The organism is Porifericola rhodea (assembly GCF_030506305.1).
Classification (GTDB): domain Bacteria; phylum Bacteroidota; class Bacteroidia; order Cytophagales; family Cyclobacteriaceae; genus Catalinimonas; species Catalinimonas rhodea.
On sequence record NZ_CP119421.1, the window covers coordinates 3,729,906 to 3,742,583 of the forward strand.

Sequence of the window (12,678 nt, forward strand, 5' to 3'; positions counted from 1 at the left end):
GCTGCCGGGCCTCCCCACTTTCTCATAGCCTGCTTCTATTGTGCTTATTGGTTTTTTCTGACACTCATCAATCTTTATAAAGTCATGGAAAATGTAAAAGCACTTCCGCCACTCTGTAAGCTTATACTAGGCTTTAGTTTGCTATGCATATTTAATTGCTGCAAAGAAGACAAAACTGAAGACCCTAGCCCTGAACCGCTTGCTCCTGTAATCACCTCTATTGAACCGGTAAGTGGTAAGGTAGGTACTGAGGTAACTATTAAGGGGCAAAACTTCGGCGAAAGTATATCAGCAAACAATGTACAGTTCAATGGTACTACCGCAAGTATAAAAGAGGCAAATAGCACACAACTCATTACAGAAGTGCCTGCCGGAGCTACTAGTGGCATAGTCAGCCTATCAGTAGGTCAGCAAAGAGCAGAAGGCCCTGAATTTATTGTGGAAGAAGAGGTGAACAACATCTACGATTGTACCCTAAACACAATTACTGAAGATACTAGCTGGCTCAATTTGTTTGAAGGCGATACAGCAGATTATATTATCAAATGTGCCATTACAATCAGGGACAATGCAGTTTTGACCCTAGAGCCAGGAGTAATTATTCATTTTGAAGGCGAGGATAGTGGTTTATTTACCAGTGAAGGGGGAGCCTTGGCAGCAGTAGGTACAGAAGAAAGACCTATTCAATTGATGGGCACTAACAAGCACGCAGGGGTATGGCAAGGTATATACCTGGGCTCAGACAATCCTCAGAACAAATTAGAATATGTAGAAGTCATGCATGCCGGACGTACAGCTTCTTCACAGACAGGTGTAAAGGCTGCGGTACAGCTTAGCAAAAAAGATGAATCACGTGCTACCATTGTCAATTGTACTATTAAAGAGAATGATGGCTATGGACTATTTGTTAATGAAGGTAGTCGCTTAGATGCCTTTTCAGGTAATTACTTTAGCAATAACCAACTCTCACCTGTAGGCTTATACTTTAGCATGCTCAAAGAAATAAACACATCAAATACCCTTAATCCTGATCATGGTCAGTCATATATTGATGTGAGAAATGATGAGTGGGCTTCTGAGGGAACAATCTATAGTATAGATATTCCATACCGCTTTTCAGAGAGTCAGAAATATTATTTTACAGATGCATTGCGTATTCAGCCAGGCGTAACACTGGAGTTTGTAAGTGATGCTGGCCTGAGAATGGGAGCGCGCGCCAGCGATTGTAGCTCAACAACTGCTTCTCTTAAAGCAGTAGGTACTCCCGATAGCCTTATAACTTTTAAAGGAAGTACAGATGGTCATGGAAGTTGGCTAGGCATTGGCATCAACTCAAGCAGCCCAGATAATCAGCTATTGTATTGCCAGATAAGTGGGGGAGGGGCCGCTAAAATTTTTAATGCGAATCATAAACCTGCCAATCTTGTATTGCAATGTGAGAGTAGTATAACTATTCAGAACAGTATTATTTCGGCTAGTGTTGCTTATGGCATTAGTATGCACGAAGAAGATGCGGAGCTACTATCTTTTTCAGAAAATCAGATTACCAATAATAGGGAGGCTCCTCTTCAAATTCATTTTCATCAATTAGGTCAGTTAGATACGGCATCTACTTACAAGGAAGGGAATGGCAAAGCCTACATAGAGGTAGTAGGTACTGCATTAACAGAAAATGACATGACCATCTCTGCTCTGGACGTAGCATACAGAATAGGACTTAGTAATGCTGGTCGTATAGCGTATGTAGAAACTGCCTTGAGCATTATGCCCGGTGTAGTTATGGAATTTGAGACAGCAGCAGGTATCAAACTGGGCAATCCTTCGGTAGACTGTATTGACAATACAGGAACACTCAATGCGATAGGGACTGCCGACTTGCCTATTATTTTTAAAGGCTTAACGAGTGGGCAGGGTAGTTGGAGGGGTATTGGAATTAACTCAAGTAGCCCCCTCAACCATTTGGCATATTGCGAAATTTCGGGAGGAGGCTCAGAAAAAATGTACAATGCAGGGGGGCAGGGTAATCTTGTTTTACAATGTTCTGCTACACTAAAAGTAGAAAACTCTCTGATTATGGATAGTGGAGCCTGGGGAATAGATAAGGTGGGAGGTAGTCATACCCTGACAGAAATGAGTAATACTTTTGACAACAATGCTTCGGGAGATATTGCCGATTAGCTAGTGGAGCCAGTTGAGGGATGAAGTTATTTTTAGAAAATTATCATACTGCCCAAAAACATGCATATGCAATGTAAGCCAGGCTTTGTTCAAATTATTTGAAGGTGGGCTTTTTAATTTGAGTAAAAAAAAACAAATGATCTTTTTCGAGAACGAATTCGCCCAAATCAATTATCTGGAGGATGCTAAGACCGTAGAAATGGTATGGAAACAAACCACCTCCAGCCAGATGTACCGTGACCTTTTTGCCAAAGGAGTAGAAGCCCTGGAGCATTTTCAGGTAGCTAACTGGTTGTCAAATACTACCGATCAGGGATTGGTCGCTCCAGAAGACAGAAAGTGGCTGGAAACACAAATGATTCCGACAGCTATCCGCAGCGGACTCAGAAATATCGCAGTAGTTGTATCAAAAGATATATTCAAACGATATTATGTAGATAATGTGCGCAAGTATGTAGAAAAATCACATTTGAGCATGCAGTATTTTGATGACACCAAAGAGGCTGTGCAGTGGCTTTCATCTGTTGATTCAAGTGGGTTAGCCCGCCCGGCTTAATTATTGATAACAACAAACCTTGTAGAACCTCAGTACTGTTAAAAGTTCTGAGGTTTTTTTATGTCTAACCCCAATCATAACTAAGGTAAGTGTTTACTTACTCCTGAGCTTACAAACTCTTTAGTACAGCTTAGTCTATCACTAGTTTGTATTTATCTATTATTTTTTTTGGATCGGCTGAGAATAAGCTTCATTTCTTATTTGCAAATGCTATTTTGCGTTTTCGTAATCAACAACCTTAATCTTTTTTGTAGATGTCAACCTATTCCGCCTCGCTGCCCGGCACTCCTCAGCGTATCAGAACATTAATTTTTCTTAGTATTTGCTTCAGTTTTTTCACTTTTACGGTTTCTGCCCAATCCCAGATGACGAAAATAAGGGGGAAGGTGGTAGATGCGGATACTCAGGAAGCACTGCCCTATGCTACAGTCAGCCTGTTTGCTTTAGATAGCACCTTGAGCAGCGGTAGCATTACCAACGAAGAAGGCACATTTGAACTGGAAGCAGCTCAGGGAAACTACTATCTGGTAGTAAATTTTATGGGGTATGCATCTGCTCAGCTAAGTGGTATCAGCCTTCAGGGGAAAGCACAGCACAATGTTGGAACTATTAAAGTTTCTTCCAGTGCTACAGATCTGGATGAGGTAGTCGTAGAGGGAGAGAAAGATGCCGTAGAACTGGCTCTGGATAAAAAAATATTCAATGTAAGCCAAGACCCCATCAATGCAGGGCGTAATACTGCTGACATTTTAGGAAATCTGCCTTCAGTAACAGTAGATGGTGAAGGAAATGTAAGTCTGCGTGGTAGTACAAATGTGCAAATTCTGATAGATGGAAAGCCCTCCGGGCTGCTAAGTTTTGATGGCGCAGAAGGGCTAAAGCAATTGCAGGGGAGCATGGTAGATAATATAGAAATCATCACAAACCCTTCGGCTCGCTATCAGGCAGAAGGAATGGCCGGTATCATTAATATTGTATTAAAAAAGGAGAGAAGCAGAGGGATTAATGGCTCCTTTGAGCTTACAGCTAGTCAGCCAGATAACTTTGGCGCTACACTTAACCTTAACTATCGTAAAGAAAAGCTCAACTTCTTTATAAACTATGGCCTGTTTTATCGTAACATAGAGAACCCTCACAACTCCTTGTACCAGGAGGTTTTCCAGAATGATACCGCATTTATTACTGACCAGAACAATACCACCCGGCAGGAAGCAATGTTTAACAACATACAATTTGGAGCGGACTATTTCTTTAATGAAACCAATATTCTGACCACTTCATTTGCTTACCGACACGCCAAAGGCACAAGAAGTACCGGAATAGAGTACAGAGATTATCTTTTTAATACTAATAATCTGCAAAGAATTACCCGCCGTCTGCAAGATGAAGATGAGGTAGAGCCTAAGCTTGAGTATACCCTAAATTATAAGAGAGATTTCAAAAGAGAAGATCATGAGCTAACTGCTACTTTAAGCTATATTGATAACTGGGAAGATTCTGATCAGCTATACACCCAAAAAACTTTTTTGCCGGATAATTCACCTAGTGGTGAGCCAGATCTGTTGCAGCATTCAGATAATTACGAAACCGAAAAACAGCTTTTATTACAGGCAGATTATGTTTATCCTTTTGCTCAGGAAGGTAAAATGGAAGCAGGTATACGTACTACACTCCGGGATATCACCAATGATTTTCTGGTAAGCGAGCAGGGAGAACAAGGCTGGATCCCTTTACCTGGTCTGGACAATGAGTTTTATTATGATGAAAATATCTATGCGGCCTACTTTATTGTAGGCAATAAAATTAGTAAAGTTGGCTATCAACTGGGGCTGAGAACTGAGCTTACCGACCTGACTACTGAGTTGGTACAAACTCAGGAAATCAACCAAAGGGATTATATCAACTTTTTTCCTTCAGCGCATTTTACTTATGACCTTATTAATGATCACAAGCTGCAGTTAAGCTACAGCCGTAGACTGAACAGGCCTACTTATAGCGACCTTACCCCTTTTGTAACTTTCTACGACAACAGAAACTACTTTAGCGGAAACCCAGACCTTAACCCTGACTATACTCACGCTTTTGAGGTAGGGCATATCAAGTATTTTGACAAAGCCTCTATAAGCTCGGCCATTTATTATCGCCATACCGACGATAAAATATTCCGCTTGCGCGATGTAGTACGAGAGGGAGATGTAAGTGCCTCCACCTTGCGTCCGTATAATCTAAATAGTGAAGATGCCTATGGCGCTGAATTTATTTCGTCTTATCAGCCCTTCGGATGGTGGAAAATGGACCTTAACCTGAACTTCTTTCGCTCTATGATTGATGGTACTAATCTGGATCAGTCTTTTGAGAGCGATACCTATACCTGGTTTGGCCAGTTTAATTCCAGATTTACACTGTGGGGAAATACTGATGTGCAGCTTAGAGGAAATTATGAAGCACCCCAGCAAACCCCTCAGGGCGAGCAGTTATCTACCGCATTTATGGATATTGCAATTAGCCGGGAGTTATTCCAGAATAAAGGAGCAATTACTATCAACGTTATAGACGTATTCAGGAGCAACCGTGACCGTAGTATAGTAGAAGGGGAGTTGTTTTATAGTAGAAAAAACTTCCTGAGAAGCCCTCGCCAGATCAATGTTACATTGAGCTACCGCTTTAGACAGTAAAAAAGAAATAGAAAAAAAAGTGCTGTTTTGGCAGAAGCTAAGGAAGCAAAATTATCTAAAGGATATTGGAAGAAAAACAATAGTATGCTTAAGAAAGTGTTAAAAATATGAACTGATCAATATTTTCCCAGGATGATAATGAACTTGGCAATGAGAACTATATTAAATTAAAAAGTTTAAGAAATTATTGTTAATCATGAGGATTTTTTAGCTTTAACAAAATTTGTGGGAGTGAACAGCAATCAGAAAAAGCATAAGGACGTATATTTTTCCGCCTTAACTTCTACTACCTGCCAGCAGAGGTTTGAGGAAATATATCATGCACATATTGATGCGCTTTACCATTATGGCATGAAGTTTAATGCCAATCGTGAGCTCATAGAAGATTGTATTCAGGACCTGTTTGCAGATTTGTGGGAAAAAAAGAATGAGCTTGATACAATTCGCTCTTTGCGATCTTACCTACTGGGTGCACTGCGCAGAAAAGTATTAAGAAAGGTTTATAGTGGCCGTGAACAGCTCTATGATTTTGAAGATCTCACTGAATTTTTTGAAATGAAACTGCTTCAGGAGGATAACAATACCCTTACTTCCTTCACCGAAGAGCATAGCCAGCAGATCAAAAACGCATTCAACAAGCTTACAGAAAAGCAAAAAGAGGTTATCTACCTCCGTTTTTACAATCAACTAAGCTTTAAAGAGATTGCCGATGTTATGTCGGTACAGATCCGCACAGTTTACAAGTTGGCGCACAGAGCTATTGATATGCTCAAGACCGAACTCTCATCTTGCACCACAGCATTACAATTCATTCTTTTTTGTTTGTATTCGTAATAATTTGCGATTTTTATTGATGCATTGTTAATGTTATCGGTAAATAATTAACCAAATTATAAAAATAAAATTTTCTTCATTTTTTATGGGGCACAAATGAGCCTTTCTGTAACTATCTAATACAGCGAAAGGCACATGGACAAAGAACAATACGAAAATTATCAATCATATCAGCTAAATGATTTCATTCTGGATGAAAGCTTCCAGCAATGGGCGCAGGGATATGCCAGCCCCTTCTGGGATCATTTTGTTGAAGCGTTTCCTGAAAAAGAAAATGCAATCAAAGAAGCGAAGCTGTTAGTGTCTGTGCTCAGCGTACCCGAAACCCCATTAAGCTGGCAAAAGAAAGAACAGCAACTAAACGCAATCTATAGTAAAGTAGAAGCCAGGCAAAAGAAGGGTAAAACAATAAAGATGCCTACCCGGTGGGCATACGCTGCGGCAGTGTCTGCATTGTTAGTTCTCAGTGTTTCTGTGTATTACTTCTTTTACATAATGCCCTTCCAGTACTACGAAACAGCTTATCAGCAGAACGAAACTTTTGTGCTGGATGATGGAACAGAAGTAGTACTTAATGCTAACTCAGAACTAAAAGTAAGCCGCGACCTGGAAACTAAGGAAGTAAGAGAGGTCTGGCTGGAAGGCGAAGCTTATTTTAAAGTTACCAAAATTAAGCAGGAGGGAGAAAGTAGTTCTTTCGTAGTACATACTCCCAACCTTGATGTGCAGGTGCTTGGTACTCATTTTAATGTAAGAAGTCGTGATGGTAACACTCGTGTGCTATTAGAAGAAGGCTCAGTTAAGATAGCCAGTGTAGAAACCAATGAAGATATTCTGATGATACCCGGTGAGGCAGTAGAATTCAACGTAGAAGAAGGGCAAATCAGAAAAGAAATCGTGAGCGAACCTAAAGAACTGGCCTGGCAGCAAAACTTCTTTGTATTTGAGAATCAGACGCTTGGGAAGGTGGCAGAAGAAATATACCAGTATTACGGTATAGAACTGGTGTTTGAAGATGAAGCCATGCGCGACTATATATTTACCGCAGAGGTATCCAGAGATAATCTGCAATTGCTTAAAACTTTAATGGAAGAGGCTTTTCAAATAGATATTGAGCCAGACGGACATCAGCTAATTATTAAAAGAAAATAAATTCTCGGACCTAATTCAGCCTATTCAGGGCACAACAATCATAATCAATTAAATCACTTTGCTATGAAACCCAAACTTATCAGAGTTACTGGGGCATTACTCATAATGCTACATTTTTTTGCCCCGCCTTTGCTCCATGCACAGGATGCTGCTTTCCTGGAATGGACTGCAATGAACCTGAGCAACACGTCTTACAATGACGATCAGGAAACTGCTCCCATCGCTCTGGACAGCTTCCTTGCCACCCTGGAAAAAAAGTATGCCATCAGCTTCGCTTATGACGGCAACCTAATCAAAGACAAAAAAGTAAGTGTAAAAGAGCAGGAAGAGAAAAGTCTGGATACCATACTGGAAACAGCGCTTAAGCCTCTTAACCTGAAGTACAAAAAGATTAATGAGAAGCACTACATCATTCAGAAAGTAGCTGAGCAGCAAGTAGATAAGATTGGTGCCAGCAATAATGATGAAAACGTAAACAAGCCAAACGCTCCGGCTATGCTTACTTCTGCTGGTGCTAAAATTACGCCTATCATTATGCAGCAGACAATCACCGGTAGAGTAACCGATGGTGACTCTGGTGATGGCCTACCTGGCGTTAGTATTTTAGCTAAAGGAACTACTACGGGTACGGTAACAGACATGAATGGAGACTACAGACTGACAGTGGCAGACGATATCACTACTCTTGTGTTCTCATCTATCGGCTACACTACCGAAGAGGTGGAAATTGGAAACCGCAGCACTATCAACATCCAGATGATGCCTGACATTCAGTCATTAAGCGAAGTGGTAGTCGTAGGTTATGGTACACAGAAAAAATCTGATGTAACTGGTGCTATCGGAATGGTAAGCTCAGAAGAACTTCTGAAAGCTCCTATTAACAATGCTATTCAGGGTTTACAAGGTAAAGTAGCAGGAGTAAACGTATTCCTGAACTCTGGTTCTCCTACCAGTAGCCCACGTGTTCTTATTCGTGGTCTGGGTACTATCAATTCTGGTTCTTCTCCTCTATACGTGGTAGATGGAGTGGTTATGGAAGATATTCAGTTCCTTAATCCTAACGATATCCAGAGTATGGAAGTGCTAAAAGATGCTTCGGCTACTGCTATCTATGGTTCTCGTGGTGCTAATGGAGTAATAATGGTTACTACCAAAAGAGGTGCGAACAAAGAAGGTGTTATCGTAGGCTATGACGGTTATGTAAGTGTAGGAACTCTTAGAAAGAAAATGGATCTGCTGAATGCTCAGGAGTGGTTGGATGTCGTAAGAATAGGTATGGAGAATGCGCCTAAGTACCGCCCTGATACTGAGGCTAACTTTACAGCGAATGATCCTCGTCTTTTTGACTCAAATGGAAACCCTCTGTATGATACAGACTGGCAGGAAGAGGCAACTCGCACCGCGGTATCTCACAACCATCAGTTTTCTATTCGTCAGAAGAGTGAAAAATCATCTTATGGTGCGTTCCTTAACTACTCTCGTATGGAAGGTATCATGCTAAACAATTATATGGACCGTTTCTACGGTAAAATTGCTTACGAGGGTAACCCTAAAGACTGGTTTACTTTCGGCTTCAACCTTTTAGCTAACTATACCGAAGAAAATGAGTTTGACGAAGGTGGTGGATACCAGATGCCTCGTCGTACTATGATTGAGATGCCTCCTATCTTCCCTGTAAAATTTCCTGATGGAACTTGGAGCAATAGCCAGATGATTTCTGATGCTTACAACCTGGAAGCAATGGCCAACCCGGTTCACGTACTGGAAACACAGGATAGACTTAGAAAGCGTACGCAGTTGTTTGGTAATACTTATTTTACTTTCCACCTGGCTGATGGCCTTGACCTGAGAACACAAATTGGTTTTGATAAGCATGACAGACTTTTCCAGGAATATAGCCCTACCGATCTAATCAATATTTCTGATCCTTTGGGTACTGCTTATCAGGGTAACGAAAGAGTTCTTTACTGGCAGCAGGAGACATTCCTTAACTATAACAAAGAATTTGGGGCGCACCGCCTGAACGGAGTACTCGGACTTAGCTGGCAGGAGCGTATAGAAGAAGGGTTTGGTATCACTACTCGTGGTTTCGCGGATGACTTCTTTAGATACAATAATTTAGGAGCTGCCAGCCAGCCAGATGCACCAAGTTCATACTATACAAAGTGGGCGATGAACTCTTACTTCCTTCGTGGTAGCTATACCTACATGGATAAATATATGCTAACCCTAACGGGTAGAGTGGATGGTTCATCTCGCTTTGGTGCAGACAACAAATACGGATTCTTCCCTTCAATAGGAGCAGGGTGGATGGTGTCTGAAGAAGATTTTCTTGAAAACTCTTCTGTAATCAGCCAGCTTAAGTTAAGATCTAGCTATGGTATTACAGGTAACACAGAAATTGATACTTACCGCTCTTTAGCTACTGTATACACCGGTACATTATTGTTGAACGGACAGCGTGCTTCTCAGAGCTACGTAAACCGTTTAGCTAACCCTAGCCTGGAGTGGGAGAAAACGCATCAGTTTGATGTAGGATTTAACCTGGCTTTGTTTGACTACAAAATTGGGTTAGAGTTTGACTACTACTACAAGCTTACTACTGACTTATTGCTGAACCGTCCTTTACCACAGACTACCGGGTTTAGTGGTGTATACGATAATATTGGTGAGGTATCTAACCGTGGTGTGGAAGTGATGTTGAATACGACCAACATAGAGAACAATAAGTTTAGTTGGAATACCACCCTGAACTTCAACTATAATGAAAACCGTATTGAGAAACTAGGTGCTAATGACGAAGATATCTTCCCTGGTCCAAACTGGGTTTCTGGTAGCCAGACCATTTTGAGAGTAGGAGAGCCTCTAGCTTCTTTCTGGGGATATGAGAGATTAGGTACCTGGAATACAGATGAGGCCGATGAAGCTGAAGCTGTAGGAGCCGTACCTGGTGAAGCTAAGCGTTCTGCTGAACAGAAAATCATCGGTAACGGACTTCCTAAATGGACAGGTAGCCTGATCAACAACTTTACTTACGGCAACTTTGATCTAAGTATAGATCTTCAGTTTGTATATGATGTTGATATTATGCAGCAGTACTATCACTCTACTGAAGACCGCTCTGGTATTGCCAACGGATTAAGAACTATACTTACTGAAGGCTGGACTCCTGATAACCAGAACACTATGGTACAGGAAATCAGAAACCAGGCTTATGCCGGACAGAACAGCCAGGTGGATAGCCGCTGGATCGCTGATGGTTCTTACCTTAGAGGTAACCTGATTACCCTGGGTTACAATATTGATAACAGCATGACAGAGCGTTTGAACATCGGTAACTTTAGAGTTTATGCCAGTGTGCAGAACGCATTTGTACTACACTCAGATGAGTTTCAGGGGCTAGATCCGGAAGCAACTTCTTGGGGAGGAAACCAGTGGGGACAGAATATTTTCTTCTTCCAGTATCCTCGTCCTAGAACTTATACTGTAGGCGTAAACGTACAGTTTTAACCGAAACAACTGAAGAACCATAATTGAGCATGCATAGCTCGCTAATAGTAGTCTGTAAAAAAAATGCATGCTCTATGGCTACTCAAAATAAATTATATACCAATGAAATATATATCTAAAATTTTCACGCTGATGCTCGTGGGAACTCTTCTCTACTCCTGCGATGATTTCTTGGAAGAAGAACCCAGGGACGAAATTAGCTTAGATCAGTTTTTTGAAGAACCAGCACAGGCTGAAAATGCAGTGAATGCGCTATATGCTATCGGTGCCCCTCAAATGTGGAGTGCTGGTGGTGTTTATGACGGTAAACGAGGAATGTATGGTCAGTACTTATCCGGCTTTTTTGATAACGAATACAAAGGTCAGGAGCCTCATATTCAGTTTGCGCAGCAGCTTACCTTAAATGGTATTAATATAGATGGATTTTCTAACAGCATCTGGTCAGATTTGTACTTAGCAATTTCCAGAGCAAATAGTGCAATCAAATATATCCCTGATACTCCAGGCCTATCAGAAGCTGATGCCAATCGTCTTATGGCTGAGGCGAGATTCTTCCGTGGCTTTGCTTACTTTCAATTAGTGCGTCTGTATGGCGAAGTGCCTTTGATAGAAGAGCCTTATGAAGCATTAGAAGATCTGTACATAGCGAAAAGTCCTATTGCTGATATCTATGCTCTGATAGAAAGCGATCTAACTTTTGCAGTAAATGAAGGAGGCCTTTCTTCAAGTGCAATGGTTAACAATAACTACCGCATTACAGAAGGTGCAGCCGCAGCCGTATTGGCCGATGTTTACCTGACTATGAGTGGTGAGCCTTTAAATCAGGATCGTTATGCAGATGCAGCAGCTATGGCGCGTAGAGTGATCAATAGTGGTACGTACAGCCTGGCGCAACACGATGTAGTAGAAGGAGAAGTTGACCTGGAAAACTCTGCTTACAATAAAATACGTCGCGACGAAGCGCTGGCACAAGAGTATATTTACCTGATTGAGCACGAGGTAGGAATCTCTACATCTACTTACCCCCAGTATGCATACCCTGTAGCCTACGCTTCTGAAGTTAAGTATGCGATCACGAATGGTGCATACCAGCCGGTAGATGAATTTATGTGGGGATACGATGCTGAAAATGACCTTAGAGCTCAGAATAAGCAGTACTTCCATACTACATTTGTACATAGCGAAGATAGTATATCTACTTTTCCTCCTACGCCATATATCTGGCATGAGGATGATGCGCTATTCCAGACTGCTACTTCTGGCAAAGATACCAGAGCTTATAGTTACTCCGAAGTACTTTTGATAGCTGCCGAAGCTATTGCACAGTCTGAAGGTGTTACTGCCGAAGCTATTTCTTATTTAGCAAAAGTGCGTAGCAGAGCTTACTGGAAGCAGGATGAAGCTGATATTGAAGCTGCTCTTAACGGACTTTCTCAGCAAGCTTTTGTAGAAGAAGTTTGGACAGAGCGTTATCGTGAGCTGGTTTTTGACTTCAAACTTTGGTTTGATATGATAAGAACCCGCAAATATCCATTAACCTCAGAAGACGGTAATGGAGAAATAGAATATGTAAACCTTGTAGGGCAGGAAAATACCTGGGGACAGACTTTCCAGGCGAAACATCTCTTGTTGCCTCTCCCTCAAAGAGAGATTCAGAGAAATCCTAAACTCGAGCAAAACGATGGATACACTGAATAAGCACATACCACAATACTCAAATACCGTCTCTCCCTCTGGGGGGGCGGTATTTTGTTTCAATGCTGTTTGCTCTTG

At 41.4% G+C, this 12,678-nt stretch carries 7 protein-coding genes; all 7 read left to right on the forward strand.

Annotated features, from left to right (window positions below; translation table 11 throughout):
* Window positions 1–84: 84 nt before the first annotated feature.
* The 7 genes from PZB74_RS15430 to PZB74_RS15460 all read left to right on the forward strand — a co-directional run bounded on the left by PZB74_RS15430 (window position 85) and on the right by PZB74_RS15460 (window position 12,603).
* Window positions 85–2,178: an IPT/TIG domain-containing protein gene (locus tag PZB74_RS15430; protein ID WP_302237648.1), complete on the forward strand. Its 2,094-nt coding sequence runs from the start codon at window positions 85–87 to the stop codon at window positions 2,176–2,178.
* A 136-nt stretch (window positions 2,179–2,314) separates the two neighbouring features.
* Entirely contained in the window at window positions 2,315–2,734 is a 420-nt protein-coding gene (locus PZB74_RS15435; protein WP_302237651.1) for an STAS/SEC14 domain-containing protein, read from the forward strand.
* Window positions 2,735–2,988: 254 nt separating this feature from the next.
* The gene (locus PZB74_RS15440) at window positions 2,989–5,409 is read left to right on the forward strand and encodes a TonB-dependent receptor (RefSeq protein WP_302237653.1); all 2,421 of its coding nucleotides are present in this window, start codon (window positions 2,989–2,991) and stop codon (window positions 5,407–5,409) included.
* 231 nt (window positions 5,410–5,640) lie between these two features.
* A complete protein-coding gene (locus tag PZB74_RS15445) occupies window positions 5,641–6,243 on the forward strand; it encodes an RNA polymerase sigma factor (protein WP_302237655.1) in 603 nt (200 codons plus the stop codon).
* 135 nt (window positions 6,244–6,378) lie between these two features.
* Window positions 6,379–7,395 carry a FecR family protein gene (locus PZB74_RS15450; protein ID WP_302237657.1) on the forward strand — a complete coding sequence of 339 codons (1,017 nt, stop codon included), beginning with the start codon at window positions 6,379–6,381 and terminating at the stop codon, window positions 7,393–7,395.
* A gap of 63 nt (window positions 7,396–7,458) precedes the next feature.
* Entirely contained in the window at window positions 7,459–10,905 is a 3,447-nt protein-coding gene (locus PZB74_RS15455) for a SusC/RagA family TonB-linked outer membrane protein (RefSeq protein ID WP_302237659.1), read from the forward strand.
* A gap of 102 nt (window positions 10,906–11,007) precedes the next feature.
* Window positions 11,008–12,603: a RagB/SusD family nutrient uptake outer membrane protein gene (locus tag PZB74_RS15460; RefSeq protein ID WP_302237661.1), complete on the forward strand. Its 1,596-nt coding sequence runs from the start codon at window positions 11,008–11,010 to the stop codon at window positions 12,601–12,603.
* The last annotated feature ends 75 nt before the right edge of the window (window positions 12,604–12,678 follow it).

Coding starts and splice junctions, on each gene's coding strand:
- PZB74_RS15460 (WP_302237661.1), top strand. CDS start 11,008: ATGAAATATATATCTAAAATTTTCACGCTGATGCTCGTGGGAACTCTT.
- PZB74_RS15430 (WP_302237648.1), top strand. CDS start 85: ATGGAAAATGTAAAAGCACTTCCGCCACTCTGTAAGCTTATACTAGGC.
- PZB74_RS15440 (WP_302237653.1), top strand. CDS start 2,989: ATGTCAACCTATTCCGCCTCGCTGCCCGGCACTCCTCAGCGTATCAGA.
- PZB74_RS15450 (WP_302237657.1), top strand. CDS start 6,379: ATGGACAAAGAACAATACGAAAATTATCAATCATATCAGCTAAATGAT.
- PZB74_RS15435 (WP_302237651.1), top strand. CDS start 2,315: ATGATCTTTTTCGAGAACGAATTCGCCCAAATCAATTATCTGGAGGAT.
- PZB74_RS15455 (WP_302237659.1), top strand. CDS start 7,459: ATGAAACCCAAACTTATCAGAGTTACTGGGGCATTACTCATAATGCTA.